The following is a 20,114-nucleotide window of genomic DNA, read 5'->3' on the forward strand; positions in this document are numbered from 1 at the left end:
GGGAGCCGTCGCCCGGCGGCCACCACGGCCCGCGGCGACGGCCGGGAACGTCACCGCCGTCCGGTGGGCGGGTCGTCCAGCACCGCCCGGATCACCGAGTGCGCCGCGCCGAGCAGCGGGCCGTCCGGCCCGAGCCGGGAGACGAGTACGCCGGGCCGGCCCGTCATCCTGCGGTCCAGCTCCTGTTCCGCCGCGGGCAGCAGCCACGGGGCGAGCCGGGCCAGCGCACCGCCCAGCACCACGGCCTGCGGGTCGAGCAGGCTGACCGCACCGGTCAGCGCCACGCCCAGATCCGCCCCCGCCGACCGCAGCACGCGCAGCACCGTGCGGTCGCCGGCCGCGGCCCGCTCGGCCAGCAGTCCGACCCGCGCTCCGGGCCCGGGGCGCTCGGCCGCCACCCGTGCCGGGTCGAGCCCCGCCGCGCGCAGCACCGCCTCCTCACCCGCGTACTGCTCCAGGCAGCCGCGCCCTCCGCAGCCGCAGGCCCGCCCGCGGGGGCGCACCGGCACGTGGCCCAGCTCCCCGGCGAAACCCCGTTCGCCCCGCAGGAGCCGTCCGCCGACCAGCACCGCGGCGCCGATGCCGATCTCGGCGGAGACGTGCAGGACGTCCAGCGGCGCCGGCTCGTGTCCGCCGAGCCACAGCTCCGCCAGGGCCCCGAGGTTCGCCTCGTTGTCGGCGCCGACGGGCAGTGTGCCGTCGGCCGTGCCGAGCCGCCCGGCGAGGGAGTCCAGGCGGGTGAGGCCCCAGCCGAGGTTGGGAGAGCGCACCACCGTGGGCGCGTCCCTGGCGACGAGCCCGGGTACCGCGACGCAGAGCCCGGCGGGCCGCAGTCCGGCCGCGCCGACCCGCCCCGTCACCAGGCGGACCAGCTCCGCCAGCCGGGCGAGGACGGGGCCGGGTTCGCTGTCGCGGTTGGCCGAGTCCACGGCGACCCGGGCGCGGACCCGGCCGCGCAGGTCCACGGCGCACACCGCGAGGTGGTCCACGCCGATCTCCGCGCCGAGCCCGCACGGTCCGCTGTCGCTCAGCGCGAGCACCGTGCCCGGCCTGCCGACCGCGCCCGAGCGCCCCGGGCCCTGCTCGACCAGCAGCCCGGCGCCCAGGAGTTCGTCCACGAGCGTGGAGACGGCGGCCCGGGTCAGCCCGATCCGTCCGGCGACGGCGGCCCGGGAGGCGGGACCGCCCCCGGCCACGGCGTGCAGCACGGCGGCGAGGTTGCGGCGCCGCAGGTCCGCCTGCGTGTGCGGCCGTGGTGCGGTGGTCATGCCCGCCTCCCTGTCCACCGGTATGAACATGTGCTGATCAGCGCCGACGCAGCAGGGTATCCGCATCGTCCAGCACGGCGGCGATGCGGTCCAGCGCGGCGTCGTCCCGGGCCACGGCCGGGTACGCGGGCCCCTGCGCGGTGTCCCAGCGCCGGGCGACGTGCGCGGGGTCCTCGCCCAGCAGCAGCCCGGCGGCCTGCGCCGCCGCGCCGAGCGCCACCAGTTCCCGGGCCCGCGGCACCCGCACCGGACGGCCGGACAGCCGCAGCACCGTCTCCCGCCACGCGGTGCCCTGGGCTCCGCCGCCGATCAGCAATACCGGGGCGTCGGGCGCGTCGGCGCCTTCCAGGACGCGGTCCAGGGCCCGCAGCAGGGCGAAGACCGCACCGTCGTAGGCGGCCTGGAGCACCTGGCCGCCGCTGGTGGCGTGCCGCAGCCCGTACACGAGTCCGGAGGCGTGCGGCAGATGGGGGGTGCGCTCTCCGTCCAGGAACGGCAGGAGGACGGCCTCACCGCCGGCCTCGACCGCCTCCCGGTCCCGGCCCAGAAGCGCCGCGACGCGGTCCACCGCGAGGGTGCAGTTGAGCGTGCAGGCGAGCGGCAGCCAGCCGCCGCGCGCGTCGGCGAAACCGGCGACGGTGCCGCTCGGGTCGGCCGGGCGGCGGGGGGATACGGCGTAGACGGTGCCCGAGGTGCCCAGGCTCAGCACCGGCTGGCCCGGCCGCAGCCCGAGCCCCAGCGCGGCGGCCATGTTGTCCCCGGTGCCGGAGGCCACCAGGGCCCCCGCGGGCAGCGGCAGGTCCGGCAGCGCCCGTACGGTTCCGGCCGCCTCGCCCGCGCCGAGCACCCGGGGCAGCAGCGCCGGATCGAGGCCGATGTGGCCGAGCACCTCCGCGTCGTAGCCACCCGCGCCGGAGTCGTCCGGCGTCCACCAGCCGGTGCCCGAGGCGTCGCCCCGGTCGGTGGTGCCCTGCCCGGTCAGCCGTTCGGTGAGGAAGTCGTGCGGCAGCCGGACCCGGGCGGTGGCGGCGGCGGCCCCGGGTTCCGTCTCGGACAGCCACCGCCACTTGGGAGCGGTGAAGGACGGCGCGGGCACGCTTCCCGTCCGCTCCGCCCAGGCGGCCGGTCCGCCGAGCGCCTCCACCAGCCGGTCGCGCTGCGGTGCGCAGCGCACGTCGTTCCACAGCAACGCGGGCCGCACCGGGCGTCCCTGGCCGTCCAGCGTGACCAGGCCGTGCTGCTGCCCGGCGACCGAGACGGCGGCGGCCTGGCGCACGGCGGGACCACACTGGCCGAGCGCCTGGCGCAGGGCGTCCCACCACTGCTCGGGGTCGCTCTCGTGGTCGGCGCTGACGGTGTGCGGTGCCTGCCCGTGGGCGACGGTCCGGCCGTTCGCCGCGTCCACCACGAGCACCTTCGTGGACTGGGTCGAGCTGTCCACGCCGACGACGAGCGGTCCTTCGGATACGGCCATGGCGTCCTCCTCGCTCTCTTCCTGCGGGGCCCTGGGCTTGGCCCGGCTGCGCGTGCATACTAATTTGTAAAGCGCCATGACGAAATAAGGAGGACGCGACGTGAGCCGCGCATACAGCCCGACCCCCGCGGACAAGTTCAGCTTCGGCCTGTGGACCGTGGGCTGGCAGGGCCGCGACCCCTTCGGCGACGCCACCCGGGCGCCGCTCGACCCCGCCGACAGCGTCCGGAAGCTGGCCGACCTCGGCGCCTACGGCGTGACCTTCCACGACGACGACCTGATCCCCTTCGGCGCGGGCGAGGCCGAGCGGGACTCGGCCGTCAAGCGTTTCCGGCAGGCTCTGGACGCCACCGGGCTGATCGTGCCGATGGCCACGACGAACCTCTTCACCCACCCCGTCTTCAAGGACGGCGCCTTCACCGCGAACGACCGGGACGTGCGCCGCTACGCCCTGCGCAAGACGCTGCGCAACATCGACCTGGCCGCCGAACTGGGCGCCAAGGTCTACGTGGCCTGGGGCGGGCGCGAGGGCGCCGAGTCCGGCGGGGCCAAGGACGTGCGGGCGGCCCTGGACCGCATGAAGGAGGCGTTCGACCTCCTCGCCGACTACGTCACCGGGCAGGGCTACGACCTGCGGTTCGCCATCGAGCCCAAGCCGAACGAGCCGCGCGGTGACATCCTGCTGCCCACCGTCGGGCACGCGCTCGCCTTCATCGAACGGCTGGAGCGCCCCGAACTGTTCGGCGTCAACCCCGAGACGGGGCACGAGCAGATGGCGGGCCTGAACTTCCCGCACGGCATCGCCCAGGCCCTGTGGGCGGGCAAGCTGTTCCACATCGACCTGAACGGCCAGACGGGCATCAAGTACGACCAGGACCTGCGCTTCGGCGCCGGCGACCTGCGGGCGGCGTTCTGGCTGGTGGACCTGCTGGAGTCGGCCGGCTACAGCGGGCCTCGCCACTTCGACTTCAAGCCGCCGCGCACCGAGGACACCGACGGCGTGTGGGCCTCGGCGGCCGGCTGCATGCGCAACTACCTGATCCTCAAGGAGCGGGCGGCGGCCTTCCGCGCCGACCCGGAGGTGCGGGCCGCCCTCGCCGCCTCCCGCCTGGACCAGCTGTCCGCTCCGACGCTGGCCGAAGGGGAGGGGGCCGCCGCGCTGCTGGCGGACCGCGGCGCCTTCGAGGACTTCGACGTGGACGCGGCCGCCGCCCGCGGCATGGCCTTCGAACAGCTGGACCAGCTCGCCATGGACCACCTGCTCGGCGTCCGCGGCTGACACCGGCTGCCCGGCGCACGGCGGGGGGCCGGACGCGTGCGCGTCCGGCCCCCCTTCCTCGCGGGCGGTTCACTCCTCCTTGCGGCGGCGGCGCTTGCGGGACTGGCGGCGGCTGCGGCTCCAGAACCAGCCGGCGGGCGGCGCGTCAGCCCGCCACGGCTGCGGTTCCGGTGGCCTGCCGCGCCAGCGCTCCCGCAGCATCCGCGTCCGCGCGGCGGGCTCGCTCACCTCCGCGCTGCGGATGAACTGCTCGTCGAGCACCTGCCCATCCCACTCTTCCCACTCGCTCCGGCGGTCCTCGCCCCGGTCCTGCGGTTCGGGCTCCACGGCGGCCTCCCGTCCAGCGGTTACGGCTGCATTCCCCGTTCAACGCGCGAATCGCCCGGATCGTTCCCGTCCCGGGCACATCTCCCTCCCGGATCACCCCTCGCGGGGGACCGGGGTCACTTCGTACACCGCGCCGCCCTCCGTGCCGAAGGCGGTCACGCCCGGTGCCTCCCGGCGCGCCGTGACCGGCCGGCCCCCGCAGGTCACGCGCACCGGCACCGCCGTGCGCAACCGCAGCGGACGTCCGGCGCGGGAGGTGATCCGGGCCCGGCGCAGCGTCCCGTCCCGCCAGCTCACGTCCACCGCGAACCCGCCCCTGGCCAGCAGCCCCCGCACACTGCCCTCCGGCAGCGCACCGGGCAGCGCGGGGAGCAGCGCGACCTCATCCGCGTGGCTCTGCACGAGCCATTCGGCCACCCCGGCCACCGCCCCGAAGTTGCCGTCGATCTGGAACGGCGGATGCAGGTCGAAGAGGTTGGGCGCGGTGCGCTCGGGGGTGAGCTGTCCCGCGAGCAGCTTCCAGGACCGGTCCCCGTCCAGCAGCCGCGCCCACAGGTTGATCTTCCAGGCCAGCGACCAGCCCGTCCCCGCGTCGCCGCGCGCTTCCAGCGACTTCCGCGCGGCGGCGAAGAGGCCGGGCGTCGCCTCCGCCGTGATGCCGTGCCCCGGATGCAGCGCGTACAGGTGCGAGACGTGCCGGTGGTCCTGCTCGGGGGCCTGCGCGTCCCAGTCGGCCTGCCACTCCTGGAGCCGGCCCCCGGCGCCGACGCGCGGCGGCGCCAGCCGGTCCCTGGCGGCCAGCACCTCCCGGCGCAGAGCGGGCTCGGTGCCGAGCAGTGCGGCGGCCTCGGCGACGGCCGTGAACAGCTCGTGCAGGATCTGGCTGTCCATCGCGGGTCCGGCGCACAGCGATCCGCCCGGTCCCGCGTGGTGGGCGTTCTCCGGCGACAGCGAGGGGCAGGTCACGAGCGCGCCGGTGTGCGGATCGGTGACGAGGTAGTCGAGGAAGAACCGCGCCGCACCGGCCAGGACCCAGAACCGCTCGCGCAGCGCCGCCGTGTCCCCGGTGAACCGGTGGTGCTCGTGGACGGCCAGGGCCAGCCAGGCGCCGCCGGTGGGCCACAGCCCCCAGAACGCGCCGTCCGCGGGTGCGGTCCCGCGCCAGGCGTCGGTGTTGTGGTGGGCCACCCAGCCGCCCGCACCGTAGTGGGCGGCCGCCGTGCGGGCCCCCGCCTCGGCCAGCTCCTCCAGCAGCGCGAACAGCGGTTCCCAGCACTCCAGGAGGTTCGCGGGCGCGGCCGGCCAGTAGTTCATCTGCGTGTTGATGTTGATGGTGAACTTGCAGCCCCACGGCGGGTCGGTGAGGTCGTTCCACAGCCCCTGCAGGTTCGCGGGCTGGGTGCCGGGGCGGGAGCAGGACAGGAGCAGGTAGCGCCCGTACTGGAAGTAGAGGGCGACCAGGTGCGGATCACCGCCCTCGCCGAAGCGCGCCACCCGCTCGTCGGTGGGGCGGCCGGCGGCCGGGGTGGCGGGCAGCTCCAGGCTCGTGCGGTCGAACAGCGCGCGGTAGTCGGTGACGTGGCGCTCGCGCAGCGACGAGACCGGCCGTTCCCCGGCCGCGGCCAGGTCCCGTGCGGCGCGGCCGCGCTCGTCCCCGTCGGCGTCCCGCCACCCGTTGTAGCTGGTGCGGGCGGTGACCAGCAGCGTCACCGCGTCGGCCCCGGTGATCCGCAGCACCCCCTCCGCGCTCTCCACCGTGCCGCCCTCGGCCACCGCGCGCACCAGCGTGCGGAAGCGCACCGCGCCCTCGACGCCGTCGACGGTGTCCCCCGTGCCGTCCAGCGCGAGGGTACGGCCGTCCGGCGAGGAGGCCGCGGTGCGGGCCAGCGGCGAGGTGAAGGAGGCGGTGAGGGAGACGGCGCCCGGGGCCTCCGCGCTCAGGCGCACCGCGATCACCTGGTCCGGCACGGAGGCGAACACCTCACGCCGGTGCAGCACGCCCGAGCGGCGGTAGGAGACGGTGGCGCGGGCCTGCTCCAGGTCAAGTTCCCTGCGGTAGTCGCTCACCTCGCCCTCCTGGTGCAGGTCCAGCAGGAGGCTGCCGATGGTCTGGTACGGCATCTGGCGCACCGGCACGCCCATGAGGGCCGCGTCCGCGAGCCGTTCGGCCCCTTCGTGATCACCGGCGAAGACCAGCCGCCGCACCTCGGGCAGCGCCTCCCGCGCCGCCGGGTTGTCGTAGTCGTGCGGGCCGCCGGCCCAGAGCGTGTCCTCGTTGAGCTGGAGCCGTTCGCGCTCCGTCCCGCCGAACACCATCGCGCCGAGCCTGCCGTTGCCGACGGGCAGTGCCTCCAGCCACTGCCGGGCGGGACGCGGATACCACAGGACCAGGGGTGCGGACGGCACGGGAACCTCCATCGGGTGTCGGCGGTGCGGGCGCGTTCCCCCCGGGGGAAGCGCGCATCCCTGTAGTCGCCGCCCGCCGCCGAAAGGTTGGCCCGCCCGCGGCCGTGCCCCGGGACGCCGGAGCGTCCGCGCGGAGGCCGGGGGAGGGGAAGCGCGCAGGCCCGGGGGAGGCCCGGCGCCCGGCACGTGACCGGTGCGGAGGAGGGGTACGCACAGGGTGTCCCTCTAAAGGCTGATGTGTCGTCATCGCTGTTGCCCGCGCAGGTACTCGGAGCGGATTCTGTCGTTCACGCAGGTGGAAGTCGACGAAATTTTTGGCATGGACACTTCTCGGACGGGGTGTGCGCTGCTACGACAGTTGCCACGGCTGTTCCTCCATGTCCCCCACGGGAGGCCCTGTGAAAATGTCCAGACTTACGTCCGTCTCCGCCACTCTCGCGGCGCTCATCGCCCTGACCGGCCTCGGCGGCGCCACCGCGCAGGCCCAGCAGGCCCCGGTGAACTACGTCGCCCTCGGTGACTCCTACGCCTCCGGCGTCGGCGCCGGCGCCTACGACAGCGGCAGCGGCAGCTGCAAGCGCAGCACCCGGGCCCACGCCAAGCTGTGGGCCAACGCCAACTCCCCCGACTCCTTCGCCTTCACCGCGTGCTCCGGCGCCCGGACCCAGGACGTGATCAACGGTCAGCTCGGCCCGCTCAACGCCGGCACCACCTTGGTCAGCATCTCCATCGGCGGCAACGACGCGGGCTTCGCCGACACCATGACCACCTGCGTGCTCCAGGGCGAGAGCGCCTGCGTCTCCCGCGTCAGCCAGGCCCGTACCTACATCAACAACACCCTGCCCGCCCGGCTGGACGCCGCCTACGACGCCATCCGCGCCAAGGCCCCCAACGCCCGTGTCGTCGTCCTCGGCTACCCGCGGATGTACCAGCTCAACGGAAGCTGCTTCCTCGGCATCAGCGAGCGCTCCCGGGCCGCCATCAACGCCGCCTCGGACGACCTCCACACCGTCACCTCCAAGCGCGCCGCCGACCACGGCTTCGCCTACGGCGACGTCCGCGGTACCTTCGCCGGCCACGAGATCTGCTCCAGCTCCTCCTGGCTGCACAGCCTCACCTGGCCCATCACCGACTCCTACCACCCGACGGCGGCCGGGCAGTCCGGCGGCTACTACCCCGTGCTGGAACGCCTGGCCTGACCGGCCCGGCCCGAACGGCACGGCCTGCCGTGACGAGCGGGACAACGCGCGGAGCCGTCCCTGCGTCCTAGGGTGCAGGGACGGCCCCGCACGCACGGCCGTCACGCCGAGGAGGAGAGAGCGATGAACACGCGAACGAAGATCGCCGTCGGCGGAGCCGCCGCCGGGCTGCTCCTGCTGATCTGGCTGCCGTGGTGGGCCGTGCTGCTGGTGGTGTTCGGCGTCCCCGTCGCCGCGTACCTGACGCTGGACCCCTCCCAGCGGCGCCGGATGCGCCGGGTGACGCGCAAGGAGCTGGGCCGCTGACGGCCGGTCACCCGGCGCGCACGGGCCGCCCGCGGGACCCGTGCAGTGGGCGGCCGACGAGACGGCGGAGCGGAGGGCGGCGGTCATGCGGCGCTACGACCGGCTGAAGGACATCCTGCGGCTGGACCCGGAGAAGGACTGCCACACCATCTACCGGTGGATCGTCACCTACGAGTTCCCCTGGGACGTCACCCGGGCGCTGGAGTTCGCCCTCTTCCGGACGTACGCCGTGCCCGGCATCGGCGCGCTCCTCGCCCGCACCGCGGAGCTGACCGAGCGCTCCCAGAAGCGCTACGACGACACCTCGCTGCTGCTCGACGCCGTCGTGGAGCACGGCTTCGACTCCGCGCAGGGACGCACCGCCGTCCGGCGCATCAACCAGATGCACCGCGCGTACACCATCCCCGACGACGAGATGCGCTACGTGCTGTGCACCTTCGTCGTCACCCCGACGCGGTGGCTGGACGCCTACGGCTGGCGCGCGCTCACCAACCACGAACGCCGCGCCGTCACGGCCTACTACCGCACGCTCGGCGCACGCATGGGCATCCGCGACCTTCCGGAGAGCTACGCGGAGTTCGAGCACTGCATGGACGCCTACGAGGCGGAGCACTACGGCTACGACGCGGGCGGCCGTGCCGTGGCGGACGCCACGCTGGCCCTCATGGCCACCTGGTACCCGCGCCCGCTCGCCCCCCTGGTGCGGCGCGGCAGCATCGCGCTGATGGACGACCGGCTGCTGCGCGCGTTCCGCTACCCGGCGGCGGGCGCGGGCACCCAGCGGCTCGTCCGGGGCGCGCTGCGGCTGCGGGCCAGGGCGGTACGCCTCACGCCGCCGCGCCGCACCCCGCGCTTCGCCCGGCACAACCCCCGGATCAGGAGCTACCCCGGCTACCCGGACGGCTACGCGCTGGACGGGCTCGGCACCTTCCCGCGCACCTGCCCCGTCCCGCACGACGCCCCGGCCGCCGACTCCTGACACCCCTGCCGGGCCCCTAGCCCCCGCGGACGCGCTCGGCCCGCACCAGGTAGCGGGCGTCCTCGTCGACGTAGGACGTCATCCGCCACCCCGACGCGGCCAGCACCGCGCGCAGGCGCGGCTCGGCCCGCACGTCGTCCGCGGTGATCTGGCGGCCCTGGCGGGCGGCGAGCGCGGCCCTGCCGATGGGGTGGAACAGGGCCAGCAGTCCGCCGGGCCGGGTGGCCCTGGCCAGTTCCGCCAGCCCCTCGCGCACGTCGGCCAGATGGGAGACGAGCCCGGCGGCGAACACCGCGTCCAGGGCGCCCTCCGCCACGGGGAGGCGGGTGACGTCGGTGCGGGCCAGCGCGGCGCCGCGGTGCCGGCCGGCGCGGACGGCCTCTTCCAGCATGGCGGGTGTCAGGTCGGCACCCAGCACCACGCCGTCCGGCCCGACGGCCGCGCGCAGAGCGGGCAGGGCGCGGCCCGTGCCGCAGCCCGCGTCGAGCACCCGGTCGCCCGCCCGCAGCCCCAGGCCGGTGACCGCGGCCGCGTACGCGGGGCCGTCGTCGGGGAAGCGGCTGTCCCAGTCCGCGGCCCGCTCGGTGAAGAAGGCCCGCACGTCTGCGGGATCGTGTCGTGTCATACCACCATGATCGCGCATGTCCCGGGCGGGCCCGCGGTGTTGCCGGAGCGCGGGAGTGGGTAGGGCTTGCCACGTCGACGCCGGGACCAAGGGGGTACGGGGATGGCTCTGAACACGCAACTGGACTGGCTGCTCGGGGACCTGACGAAGCGGGTGCCCACCGTGCGGCACGCACTCGTGCTGTCCACCGACGGGCTGGTGACGGGGGCCAGTCCGGACATCAGCGGGCAGGACGCCGACCGGCTCGCCGCCGTCGCCTCGGGGCTGCACAGCCTCGCCAAGGGGGCCGGGCACCACTTCGCGTCCGGGCCGGTGCGCCAGACGATGATCGAGTTCGACGAGGGGGTGCTCTTCGTGACCGCGGCGGGGCACGGAAGCTGCCTGTGCGTCCTGGCCACCGGGCAGGCGGACATCGGGCAGATCGCCTACGAGATGACGCTGCTCGTCAGCCGTGTCGGGGAGCACCTCGGGGTGGCGGCGCGTACCGGCAGGTAAGGGGGCCGCTCCGGCGGGCCGGACCTGGCCCGCCCGGTGCGGTACCAAGCTGACCTGCGCTGGTGCTGGATTTTCCACAGCTTTCGCCGGGGGTGCCCGAAACCTCTACGGTCGTCACCGAACGTGATCGACCGGAGCGGGAGGGTGTCATGGCTGTGACCACCAGGCGGATGGAACGGCGGACGGGCGCGGCAGGAGCCGCCCAGCCGTGCCGTACGGAGGCGGCGTCTAGCGTCGCCCAGGAGCGGGCCCGGCGCGGGCTCGGACTGACCCCCCGGGAGTTCGGGCTGGCCGTGGAGCTGGGGGAGGTGCGCACGGTGCCGCCGGTCCGCGCCGGCGGGCGGCGCCGGGTTCCGGTCACCGAACTGGCGAGGCTGCACGACGGCACGGACGGCGGCGACGCGCTCCGGGCCCGGCTGCGGACGGTCACCGCGACGGAGGCGGCCGCCCTGCTGGGCGTCGGCCGGGCGCGCTTCACGAAGCTGGCCAGAGCCGGCTGCGTCAGCCCGGTGCGCTTCTCCGTCAACCGCTACCGGCGTGTCGTGTGGCTGTACCTCGCCGCGGAGCTGGAGGAACTCGCCCGGCGGCAGCCCGGTCTGCTGCACGGGGCGCTGCCCCGTCCCGTGCGGGACCTGCTCGCCGACGACGCCGACTGCCGTGCCCGGCTGTGGCGGGGCCGCCGCGTCATCCAGCTGCTGCGGCACGTGGACGGCCCGTGGTCGGCCGCAGCCGTCCACGCGGCCGTGCTGCCGCCCGAAGCGTTCGAGGCGGCCGTGCCCGATCCGCACGAGCGACTGGTCCTCACCGCGCTGCGGCCGGAGGTGGCCCCCGGCCGGTCCGAGTCGCCCACGGTGCGGGCGGCGGCCGGGGATGTGCTCACCGCCCGCGGCGCCGAGGAGGTGCGCTGGCACCGGCTCAGCCTGCTGCTCGCCCTGGCCGAGGCCCGGCTGCACGCGCACCCGCCGGGCGCCTGTGGCGCCGACGGGCTGCGGAGTACCGCCGTCCGGCGGCGGTCAGTCCTCCCGGGGCCGGAACAGGCCCTCCTGGACGACGGAGACGAGCAACCGTCCCTCGCGGTCGTAGATCCGGCCGCGGGCGAGCCCCCGGCCACCGGTCGCGATGGGTGACTCCTGGTCGTAGAGGAACCACTCGTCCGTGCGGAAGGGACGGTGGAACCACATGGCGTGGTCCAGCGAGGCCATGTCGTAGCCGCGCGGCCCCCACAGGGGCTCCACCGGCACCCGGACGGCGTCCAGCAGCATCATGTCGCTCGCGTAGGCGAGCGCGCAGGTGTGCACCAGCGGGTCGTCGCCCAGTGGGCCCACCGCGCGCATCCACACCGCGCTGCGCGGCTCCGCTCCCTGGACGTCCGCGGGCGTCCAGCGCAGCCGGTCCACGTACCGGATGTCGAAGGGCTGCCTGCGGGCCATCCGCTCCAGCGCCTCGGGCAGACCGCCCAGGTGGTCCCTGATCTCGTCCGCCAGTCCCGGCAGTGCCTCGGGGCCGGGGACGTCCCGCATCGGGAGCTGGTGCTCGAAGCCCGGCTCGGCCGCATGGAAGGAAGCCGTCAGATGGAAGATCGTCCGTCCCCGCTGCACCGCCACCACTCGCCGCGTGGTGAACGACCGCCCGTCCCGCACCCGCTCCACCTGGTACACGATCGGCACCCCGGGCGTGCCGGGCCGCAGGAAGTAGGCGTGCAGCGAGTGCACCGGGCGGGTCCCGTCGGTGGTACGGCCCGCCGCCACCAGCGCCTGCCCGGCGACCTGCCCGCCGAAGACCCGTTGCAGGTGTTCCTGCGGGCTGTCACCGCGGAAGATGTTCACCTCGATCTGTTCCAGGTCCAGCAGGTCGATCAGCCGCTCGGCCGGGCTGTGGGTCATGAACGGTCCTTCCTCGTCACGGTCGCGCCCGGAAGCCTGTCACGGACGCACGGCCCGCGGGGGCGCGGGTCACAGCGGGCCCACGCCGGTGACCTTGACCACCGCGCGTCCCTCCGCGTCGGACGCGGTCAGGTCGATCTCCGCCGAGATGCCCCAGTCGTGGTCGCCCCGCGGGTCGGCGAAGGTCTGCCGGACGCGCCACAGGCCGTCCTCGGGCACCTCCTCGATCCGCAGCAGCTTCGGCCCGCGGGCATCCGGGCCGGTGCCCAGCTCGTCGTACTCCTCGAAGTAGGCGTCCAGCGCCGCGGCCCACGCGTCCGCGTCCCAGCCCTCGTCGCCGTCCAGCTCGCCCAGTTCCTCCACCTTGTCCAGCGCGGCGAGTTCCACCCGGCGGAACAGCGCGTTGCGCACCAGGACGCGGAAGGCGCGGGCGTTGGCGGTGACGGGCCTGACGTGGTCGGCGCGTTCCTGCGCCTGCCCGGCGCTCTCCTCGGCCGGGTTCGCCAACTGCTCCCACTCGTCGAGCAGGCTGGAGTCCACCTGCCGCACCATCTCGCCCAGCCACTCGACGATGTCCTGGAAGTCCTCGGACTTCAGGTCGTCCGGCACGGTGTGCTGGAGCGCCTTGTAGGCGCCGGCCAGGTAGCGCAGCACGATGCCCTCGGTGCGGGCCAGCTCGTAGAAGGACGTGAACTCGGCGAACGTCATGGCCCGCTCGTACATGTCCCGGATCACCGACTTGGGGGAGACCGGGTGGTCACCGACCCACGGGTGCGAGGAGCGGTAGAGCCCGTAGGCGTGCAGCAGCAGCTCCTCCAGCGGCTTGGGGTGGCTGATGTCCATCAGCCGTTCCATGCGGTCCTCGTACTCCACCCCCTCGGCCTTCATCGCGGCGACGGCCTCGCCCTTGGCCTTGTTCTGCTGCGCCGCGAGGATCTGCCGGGGGTCGTCCAGCGTGGACTCCACGACCGAGACCATGTCCAGCGCGTAGGAGGGGGAGTCCGGCTCCAGCAGGTCGAACGCGGCCAGGGCGAAGGTGGACAGCGGCTGGTTGAGGGCGAAGTTCTCCTGCAGGTCGACCGTCAGCCGGATGGTACGGCCCTGGGCGTCCGGCTCGTCGAGCTGCTCCACCACGCCGGCGTCCAGCAGCGAGCGGTAGATGGCGATGGTGCGCCGGATGTGCCGCAACTGGGCCCGCCGGTCCTCGTGGTTGTCCTCCAGCAGGTGCCGCATGGCGGCGAAGGCGTCGCCCGGGCGGGCGATCACCGACAGCAGCATGGCGTGCGTCACCCGGAAACGGGAGGTCAGCGGCTCCGGATCGGAGGCGATGAGCTTCTCGAAGGTGTTCTGGTTCCAGCTCACGAAACCCTCCGGAGCCTTCTTGCGCACCACCTTGCGCCGCTTCTTGGGATCGTCGCCCGCTTTGGCCAGCGCCTTCTCGTTCTCGACGACGTGCTCCGGCGCCTGGGCCACCACGAAGCCGGAGGTGTCGAAGCCCGCCCGGCCCGCGCGTCCCGCGATCTGGTGGAACTCGCGGGCCCGCAGCACGCGGACCCGGTTCCCGTCGTACTTGGCCAGCGCGGTGAACAGCACCGTGCGGATGGGCACGTTCACCCCGACCCCGAGGGTGTCGGTACCACAGATCACCTTCAGCAGCCCGGCCTGGGCCAGCCGCTCCACCAGCCGCCGGTACTTGGGCAGCATGCCCGCGTGGTGCACGCCGATGCCGTGCCGGACGTAGCGCGAGAGGTTGCGGCCGAACCGGGTGGTGAAGCGGAAGTTGCCGATGACGGCGGCGATCTCGTCCTTCTCCGCCCGGGTGCACATGTTGATGCTCATCAGGGCCTGGGCCCGCTCGACGGCCTGCGCCTGGGTGAAGTGCACGATGTACACCGGCGCCTGCCGGGTCTCCAGCAGCTCCGTCAGCGTCTCGGTCAGGCCGGTGGTGCGGTACTCGTAGCTGAGCGGCACCGGGCGCGTGGCGGAGCGGACGACCGCGGTCGCCCTTCCCGTCCTGCGGGTCAGGTCCTCCTCGAACCGGGAGACGTCGCCGAGCGTCGCCGACATCAGCACGAACTGCGCCTGCGGCAGCTCCAGCAGCGGGATCTGCCACGCCCAGCCCCGGTCCGGCTCGGCGTAGAAGTGGAACTCGTCCATCACCACCTGGCCGACGTCCGCGTTCCTGCCGTCCCGCAGCGCGATCGAGGCCAGCACCTCCGCGGTGCAGCAGATGACCGGGGCGTCCGCGTTGACCGAGGCGTCCCCGGTGAGCATGCCGACGTTCTCCGTGCCGAGCAGCTTGCACAGGTCGAAGAACTTCTCCGACACCAGCGCCTTGATCGGCGCGGTGTAGAAGGTGACCTCGTCCCGCGCCAGCGCGGCGAAGTGCGCGCCGGCCGCCACCAGGGACTTCCCGGACCCGGTCGGGGTGGACAGGATCACGTTGGCACCCGAGACCACCTCGATCAGCGCCTCCTCCTGGGCGGGGTAGAGGGTGATGCCCCGCTCCTCGCTCCACGAGGAGAAGGCGTCGAAGAGGGCATCGGGGTCGGCGTCCTGCGGCAGCTGATCGATAAGGGTCACGCCCCCATACTGCCTGTCCGCACCCCGATCCACGGAACCGGCGGCGGGGTCAAGATCACCGGGCACTACGCTGTCCCGCGCCACCACCGCCCCGGCACGCCGGACGGCACAGGGGTCGGCACGGCGGCGGCGCGCCGCACGGCGGCCGCGCACGGCACAGCGATGGGGTGGGACAGACATGATGGGACCGGCGCACTCACTGTCGGGTGCAACGGCGTGGCTCGGCGTGGGAGCCGCCTTCTACGCACTGGGCGAGCCGATGCCGTGGCCGGTGCTGCTGGCGGGCACGCTGATCTGCGCGGGCGCCGCCCTCGCTCCCGACCTGGACCAGAAGTCGGCCACGATATCGCGGGCCTTCGGGCCGCTGTCGCGGTCCCTGGCCATACTCATCGACAAGCTGGCCACGGTCGTCTTCAACGCGACCCGGGGCGCGGGGGAGCGCAAACGCAGCGGCGGCCACCGCACGCTGACGCACACGTGGGTCTGGGCGGTGCTCGTCGGCGCGGGCTTCTCGGCCGCGGCCTCGGCCGGCGGACGCTGGGCCGTGCTGGCCATCCTCTTCGTGCACATGGTGCTCGCGGTCGAGGGGCTGCTGTGGCGGGCCGCCCGGGTCTCCAGCGACGTGCTCGTCTGGCTGCTCGGTGCCGCCGGCGCGTGGATACTGGCCGGCATCATGGACCAGCCGGGCTACGGCGCGAACTGGCTGTTCGCCGGGGAGGGCCAGGAGTACCTGTGGCTCGGCCTGCCGATCGTGGTCGGCTCCGTGGTCCACACCATCGGCGACGCCCTCACGATCTCCGGGTGCCCCGTGCTGTGGCCGGTGCCCATCGGCAACAAGCGGTGGTACCCGGTGGGCACCCCCCGGTTCATGCGGTTCCGGGCCGGGCACTGGGTGGAGCACAAGGTGCTGATGCCCGCCTTCGGACTGGCGGGGACCGCCGGCGGCTGCTACGCGCTGGGGTTCTTCGGCTGAGCCGCCGGGGCGCTGTGCCCCGGCGGCCCGCCGGACGGGGTCTGGCCGTGCCAGGAGTCCCACAGGGCGGCGTAGGTGCCGCCCGCGGCGACCAGCTCCGCGTGGCTGCCCAGTTCACTGATCCGGCCGTCCTCCACGACGGCGATCACGTCCGCGTCGTGGGCCGTGTGCAGCCGGTGGGCGATCGCGATGACCGTCCGGCCGTCCAGCACTCCGGCCAGCGAACGCTCCAGGTGCCGTGCGGCGCGCGGGTCCAGCAGCGAGGTGGCCTCGTCCAGCACCAGGGTGTGCGGATCGGCCAGGACCAGCCGGGCCAGCGCGATCTGCTGTGCCTGCGCCGGGGTGATGACCAGGCCGCCGGACCCGACGTCGCTGTCCAGCCCCTCGGGCAGCTTCCGGGCCCAGCCCTCGGCGTCCACCGCGCCGAGGGCCGCCCACAGCTGGGTGTCGGTGGCACCGGTGTGCGCCAGCAGCAGGTTGTCGCGCAGCGAGCCGACGAAGACGTGGTGCTCCTGGTTGACGAGCGCCACGTGCGTGCGCACCTGCTCGGCCGGCATCCGGCCCAGCTCGGCTTCCCCGAGGGTGACCGAGCCCCGGCGCGGGGCGTAGATACCGGCCAGGAGCCGGCCGAGGGTGGACTTCCCCGCGCCGGAGGGGCCCACCAGGGCCACCCGGGCGCCGGGGCGGACGGCGAGCGTGACGCCGTGCAGCACGTCCGCGCCCTCCAGGTAGCCGAACCGGACGGCGTCCGCGTGCAGGTCCCGTCCCCGGGGCGCGACGCCGCCGTCCCCGGACTCCGGTTCGATCTCCCGGACCCCCACCAGCCGGGCCAGCGAGACCTGAGCCGCCTGAAGCTCGTCGTACCAGCGCAGGATGAGCCCGACCGGTTCGACGAGCATCTGGGCCAGCAGCGCCCCGGTGGTCAGCTGCCCCACGGTGAGCCACCCCTTGAGGACGAACGCGCCGCCGCACAGCAGTACGGCTCCCAGGATCAGCAGATGGGTGGCGTTGACGACGGGGAAGAGCACGGTGCGCAGCCACAGCGTGTACCGCTCCCAGGCCGTCCACTCGCGGATGCGCCGCTCCGAGAGCGCCACACGGCGCGCGCCGAGCCGGTGCGCCTCCACCGTGCGGCCCGCGTCCACCGTCTCGGCCAGCGCGGCGGCCACCGAAGCGTAGCCGGCGGCCTCCGAACGGTAGGCGCCCGGCGCCCTGCGGTAGTACCAGCGGCACCCGAGGTAGAGCAGCGGGGCGGCGACGAGGGCGGCGGCCGCCAGCGGGGGAGCGGTCACCGCGAGCGCGCCCAGCAGCAGGCCCGCCCACACGACGCCGATCAGCAACTGCGGCACGGCCTCGCGCATCCCGTTGGCCAGCCGGTCGACGTCGGTGGTGATGCGGGCGAGGAGATCGCCGGTGCCCGCACGCTCCAGCACCCCGGGCGGCAGCCGCACCGACCGCACGAGGAAGTCCTCGCGCAGGTCGGCGAGCATCTCCTCGCCCAGCACGGCGCCGCGCAGCCGCACCTGGCGGACGAAGAAGGTCTGCACGGCCAGCGCCGCGGCGAACGCGAGCAGGACTTCCGTCAGCGGCACGTCGCGTACCCCCCGGGACAGGTCCTCCACCAGGCCGCCGAGCAGGTAGGGCCCCACCATCGAGGCGACGACGGCGACGGCGTGCACGGTGATCAGGACGGCGAAGGCCCGGCGGTGCCGCCCGGCCAGGTCCCGCACGTAGGAGCGGACGGTCGCCGACGAGGCGACCGGGAGGTTCGCGGCCGTCTCGTCGGTGGCCGGGTCGTAGGCCGGCGGGGCCATGCCGATCATGCCGTCTCCCTTTCTTCCACACGCTCTCCCGCCGCCTCGCCGGGCGCCGCTTCGGCGGACTCCCGGCTGACGACGGCCCGGTACAGCCGGTTCCCGCGGAGCAGCTCCCGGTGTGTGCCGACCGCGCTGACCGCGCCGTCCTTCATCAGGGCCACCTGGTCGGCCCGGTCCAGGACGAGGGGGGAGGAGGTGAAGACGACGGTCGTCCGCCCCGCCCTCAGCCGCGCCAGCTCCCCGGCGATCCGGGCCTCGGTGTGGGTGTCCACCGCCGATGTCGGTTCGTCCAGCACCAGTACCGGATGGTCAGCCACCAGGGACCGGGCGAGCGCGAGCCGCTGGCGCTGTCCGCCCGACAGCGAGCGGCCCCGTTCGGTGATCCGGATGTCCAGCGGGTCGTCCGAGTCCGCAGCGCCCGCGGCCCGCGCCAGCGCGTCGAGCACGTCGGAGCACTGGGCCGCCTCCAGGGCCTGCCGGGACGAGACGGCCCCCGAGCGCGGCACGTCCAGCAGTTCGTGCAGTGTGCCGGAGAGCAGCACCGGGTCCTTGTCCTGGACGAGGACGGCCGCCCGCGCCGACTCCAGCGTCACCGTGTCGAGAGCCGTGCCGCCCAGCAGCACCGAGGGTCCACCCGCCGTGTCCGGCGGATGCCCGCCGAGGCGTTCGGCGAGCTTGCCCGCCGCGTCGGGGTCGCCGCTGACGACGGCGGTGAGCCGTCCCGTGCCGGCGAGCAGTCCGGTGGCCGGGTCGTACAGGTCCCCCGCGAGCGGGGCGCCCGGCGCCCTGTCCGCGCCTTCCCGGGGCCCGTCCGCGTCCGCCGCCTCGCGGCGCAGGGCCAGCACCCGCGCGGCACGCTGCGCCGAAGGCCGCGAGAAGGACCAGGCCATGGCGAACTCCTGGAACAGCCGCAGGGGGAACAGCAGGAAGAGCACGGCCCCGTACACGGTGACGAGTTCGCCGACCACCATCCGCCCGTCCATCGCCAGCGTGGCGCCGCGCCAGACGACGGCGATCAGCAGGAGGCCGGGCAGGGCCACTTGCACCGCCTCGATGACCGCCCACATGCGCGCCGTGTGCACCGAGGCGCGGCGCACCTCCTGGGACGCCCGCCGGTACCGGTCGAGGAACAGGTCCTCGCCGCCGATGCCGCGCAGTACGCGCAGCCCGGCGACGGTGTCGGCGGCCAGTTCGGTCGCCCGGCCGGCCTTCTCCCGCTGGGCGTCGGCCCGGCGCGTCGCCCGGGGAAGCAGCGGCAGCACCGTCGCGGCCAGCGCCAGCACCCCGATCAGTACCAGCGCGCCCAGCCGCGGCTCGTACCAGAACAGCGCCGTGCACACCCCGGCCGCGCCCAGCAGGGCCGCGGAGAAGCGGGAGGCCGACTCCACGCACCACCCGATCTTCTCGATGTCCCCCGTGGAGACGGCCACCACCTCGCCCGCCGCGACCCTCCGCGTGAGCGCGGCACCCAGCGCGGCGGTGTGCCGGGCCAGGAGCTGCTGGGTGCGGGCCGCCGCGGTGATCCAGTTGGTGACGGCGGCGCGGTGCAGCATCGTGTCCCCGACGGTCATGGCGATCCCCGCGAGGAGGAGGAGCGCACCGGCCGCCACCAGGCGTTCCCCGGACCGGGCGACGGCCGCCTGGACGGCCAGTCCCACGGTCACGGGGACGGCCGCGACGGCGGCCATGTGCAGCGTCCCCCAGGCGAGCGCCTTGGCCTGGCCGCCGAGCTGGCCGCGTGCCAGCCACCACAGGAGCCGCGGCCCTGACCGTACGTCGGGTGTGCCCGGATCGGAATACGGAAGGTCGCGGATGCGCATAACGTCCCAGGTCTGCTCGGATGCGGCACGGGGTGGCGGCCGGCGGCCGGTCGGGGCGCCGCGGCCTGCTCAGGCTTTCCGGGAAGCGGGGGGAGCGCAACGGGTTTTCGTCGCCCCCGCCCCGGGCCTACCGCGCGGTCCTGGGGGCATGCGGAGTGTCGAGAGCCGTCAGCAGGTCGCTGAGCCGGGCGCGCTGCGCGTCACCCAGCGGTGCCAGCAGCTCCTCGGCGGCCTCCCGGCGGGCCGCGCGCAGCCGGACGAGCAGCTCGCGCCCGTTCCCGGTCAGCTCGATGCGCGTCACGCGGCGGTTGGACGGATCGGGGACGCGGCGCACGGCCCGGCACGCCTCCAGGCCGTCGACCAGTGTGGTGACCGCCCGGGGGACCACGTCGAGCCGCTCCGCCAGGTCGCCCATGCGGGGCGGGGAGGCGCAGTGCGCGACGGTGCGCAGCAGCCTGGCCTGCGCGGGAGTCAGCCCCAACGGTTCCAGGTGCCGTCGCTGCGCCCGGTGCAGGCGGCGGGTCAGGCGGATGAGCTGGTCGGCCAGCGGGCTCGCGGGATCGGCGGGAACCATGCCGCGAGGCTAGCAGGACAAGGTTCATTGTGAGTATGGGTAACATTGCCGGGGCCGGTCGCGGGCGGGTCGCCGCGCGCACCGAGCCCGTCCCCGGTCCCTCTGC

At 74.6% G+C, this 20,114-nt stretch carries 16 protein-coding genes and 1 pseudogene; 7 read left to right on the forward strand and 10 right to left on the reverse strand.

The features are described from left to right. Positions 1-50: 50 nt before the first annotated feature. Both V1J52_RS03275 and xylB read right to left on the reverse strand, forming a co-directional pair. Positions 51-1,268: an ROK family protein gene (locus V1J52_RS03275; RefSeq protein WP_330137987.1), complete on the reverse strand. Its 1,218-nt coding sequence runs from the start codon at positions 1,266-1,268 to the stop codon at positions 51-53. Positions 1,269-1,305: 37 nt separating this feature from the next. Continuing rightward, positions 1,306-2,742, reverse strand: coding sequence for a xylulokinase (gene xylB / locus V1J52_RS03280; protein ID WP_330137988.1), 1,437 nt, complete (start codon positions 2,740-2,742; stop codon positions 1,306-1,308). A gap of 100 nt (positions 2,743-2,842) precedes the next feature. Between xylB and xylA the strand changes: the two genes are divergently transcribed. Further along, positions 2,843-4,021: a xylose isomerase gene (gene xylA, locus V1J52_RS03285; RefSeq protein WP_330137989.1), complete on the forward strand. Its 1,179-nt coding sequence runs from the start codon at positions 2,843-2,845 to the stop codon at positions 4,019-4,021. Positions 4,022-4,090: 69 nt separating this feature from the next. On the opposite strand, the gene V1J52_RS03290 is transcribed toward xylA, so the two are convergent. Both V1J52_RS03290 and V1J52_RS03295 read right to left on the reverse strand, forming a co-directional pair. Then, a complete protein-coding gene (locus tag V1J52_RS03290; RefSeq protein WP_330137990.1) occupies positions 4,091-4,348 on the reverse strand; it encodes an SGM_3592 family protein in 258 nt (85 codons plus the stop codon). Between the two features lie 93 nt (positions 4,349-4,441). Further along, positions 4,442-6,754 carry a glycoside hydrolase family 95 protein gene (locus tag V1J52_RS03295; protein WP_330137991.1) on the reverse strand — a complete coding sequence of 771 codons (2,313 nt, stop codon included), beginning with the start codon at positions 6,752-6,754 and terminating at the stop codon, positions 4,442-4,444. A gap of 398 nt (positions 6,755-7,152) precedes the next feature. Here V1J52_RS03295 and V1J52_RS03300 point away from each other — a divergent pair, with 398 nt between their 5' ends. From V1J52_RS03300 to V1J52_RS03310, 3 genes are all read left to right on the forward strand, one after another. Next, positions 7,153-7,953 (forward strand): SGNH/GDSL hydrolase family protein, encoded by an 801-nt coding sequence (locus V1J52_RS03300; protein WP_330137992.1) that lies wholly within the window; start codon positions 7,153-7,155, stop codon positions 7,951-7,953. Between the two features lie 123 nt (positions 7,954-8,076). Beyond that, the gene (locus V1J52_RS03305) at positions 8,077-8,259 is read left to right on the forward strand and encodes a tail-anchor membrane protein (protein ID WP_330137993.1); all 183 of its coding nucleotides are present in this window, start codon (positions 8,077-8,079) and stop codon (positions 8,257-8,259) included. 85 nt (positions 8,260-8,344) lie between these two features. Then, the gene (locus tag V1J52_RS03310; protein ID WP_330138112.1) at positions 8,345-9,238 is read left to right on the forward strand and encodes an oxygenase MpaB family protein; all 894 of its coding nucleotides are present in this window, start codon (positions 8,345-8,347) and stop codon (positions 9,236-9,238) included. 16 nt (positions 9,239-9,254) lie between these two features. Here V1J52_RS03310 and V1J52_RS03315 read toward each other — a convergent pair whose 3' ends face one another. Beyond that, positions 9,255-9,863, reverse strand: a complete 609-nt coding sequence (locus V1J52_RS03315) for a class I SAM-dependent methyltransferase (RefSeq protein ID WP_330137994.1) — start codon at positions 9,861-9,863, stop codon at positions 9,255-9,257. Positions 9,864-9,965: 102 nt separating this feature from the next. Between V1J52_RS03315 and V1J52_RS03320 the strand changes: the two genes are divergently transcribed. Next, on the forward strand, positions 9,966-10,358 hold the full coding sequence (locus tag V1J52_RS03320) for a roadblock/LC7 domain-containing protein (RefSeq protein WP_330137995.1): 393 nt from the start codon (positions 9,966-9,968) through the stop codon (positions 10,356-10,358). Positions 10,359-10,507: 149 nt separating this feature from the next. Continuing rightward, complete coding sequence (locus V1J52_RS03325) at positions 10,508-11,485, forward strand: DUF6397 family protein (protein ID WP_330137996.1); 978 nt, start codon at positions 10,508-10,510, stop codon at positions 11,483-11,485. Here V1J52_RS03325 and V1J52_RS03330 read toward each other — a convergent pair. Then, the gene (locus V1J52_RS03330) at positions 11,372-12,241 is read right to left on the reverse strand and encodes an acyl-CoA thioesterase (protein ID WP_330137997.1); all 870 of its coding nucleotides are present in this window, start codon (positions 12,239-12,241) and stop codon (positions 11,372-11,374) included. The genes V1J52_RS03325 and V1J52_RS03330 overlap by 114 nt on opposite strands. Before the next feature lie 69 nt (positions 12,242-12,310). Continuing rightward, positions 12,311-14,824, reverse strand: coding sequence for a DEAD/DEAH box helicase (locus tag V1J52_RS03335; protein WP_330137998.1), 2,514 nt, complete (start codon positions 14,822-14,824; stop codon positions 12,311-12,313). A 178-nt stretch (positions 14,825-15,002) separates the two neighbouring features. Between V1J52_RS03335 and V1J52_RS03340 the strand changes: the two genes are divergently transcribed. Next, complete coding sequence (locus tag V1J52_RS03340) at positions 15,003-15,797, forward strand: metal-dependent hydrolase (RefSeq protein ID WP_330137999.1); 795 nt, start codon at positions 15,003-15,005, stop codon at positions 15,795-15,797. A gap of 44 nt (positions 15,798-15,841) precedes the next feature. On the opposite strand, the pseudogene V1J52_RS03345 reads toward V1J52_RS03340, so the two are convergent. From V1J52_RS03345 to V1J52_RS03355, 3 genes and pseudogenes are all read right to left on the reverse strand, one after another. Continuing rightward, positions 15,842-17,620: pseudogene (locus V1J52_RS03345) on the reverse strand (ABC transporter ATP-binding protein); the annotation flags it as partial. Then, entirely contained in the window at positions 17,617-19,434 is a 1,818-nt protein-coding gene (locus V1J52_RS03350; protein ID WP_330138000.1) for an ABC transporter transmembrane domain-containing protein, read from the reverse strand. The pseudogene V1J52_RS03345 and the gene V1J52_RS03350, both read right to left, overlap by 4 nt. Positions 19,435-19,561: 127 nt before the next feature. Beyond that, on the reverse strand, positions 19,562-20,008 hold the full coding sequence (locus V1J52_RS03355; protein ID WP_330138001.1) for a MarR family winged helix-turn-helix transcriptional regulator: 447 nt from the start codon (positions 20,006-20,008) through the stop codon (positions 19,562-19,564). Between the last annotated feature and the right edge of the window lie 106 nt (positions 20,009-20,114).

Origin of the sequence: Streptomyces solitudinis, assembly GCF_036323765.1 — a bacterium.
Classification (GTDB): Bacteria; Actinomycetota; Actinomycetes; order Streptomycetales; family Streptomycetaceae; genus Streptomyces.

Excerpts from the sequence above, each read along its gene's own strand:
- V1J52_RS03340 (WP_330137999.1), top strand. The coding sequence starts at position 15,003 with ATGATGGGACCGGCGCACTCACTGTCGGGTGCAACGGCGTGGCTCGGC.
- V1J52_RS03330 (WP_330137997.1), bottom strand. The coding sequence starts at position 12,241 with ATGACCCACAGCCCGGCCGAGCGGCTGATCGACCTGCTGGACCTGGAA.
- V1J52_RS03275 (WP_330137987.1), bottom strand. The coding sequence starts at position 1,268 with ATGACCACCGCACCACGGCCGCACACGCAGGCGGACCTGCGGCGCCGC.
- V1J52_RS03315 (WP_330137994.1), bottom strand. The coding sequence starts at position 9,863 with ATGACACGACACGATCCCGCAGACGTGCGGGCCTTCTTCACCGAGCGG.
- V1J52_RS03355 (WP_330138001.1), bottom strand. The coding sequence starts at position 20,008 with ATGGTTCCCGCCGATCCCGCGAGCCCGCTGGCCGACCAGCTCATCCGC.
- V1J52_RS03325 (WP_330137996.1), top strand. The coding sequence starts at position 10,508 with ATGGCTGTGACCACCAGGCGGATGGAACGGCGGACGGGCGCGGCAGGA.
- xylB (WP_330137988.1), bottom strand. The coding sequence starts at position 2,742 with ATGGCCGTATCCGAAGGACCGCTCGTCGTCGGCGTGGACAGCTCGACC.
- V1J52_RS03305 (WP_330137993.1), top strand. The coding sequence starts at position 8,077 with ATGAACACGCGAACGAAGATCGCCGTCGGCGGAGCCGCCGCCGGGCTG.
- V1J52_RS03350 (WP_330138000.1), bottom strand. The coding sequence starts at position 19,434 with ATGCGCATCCGCGACCTTCCGTATTCCGATCCGGGCACACCCGACGTA.
- V1J52_RS03320 (WP_330137995.1), top strand. The coding sequence starts at position 9,966 with ATGGCTCTGAACACGCAACTGGACTGGCTGCTCGGGGACCTGACGAAG.
- V1J52_RS03310 (WP_330138112.1), top strand. The coding sequence starts at position 8,345 with ATGCGGCGCTACGACCGGCTGAAGGACATCCTGCGGCTGGACCCGGAG.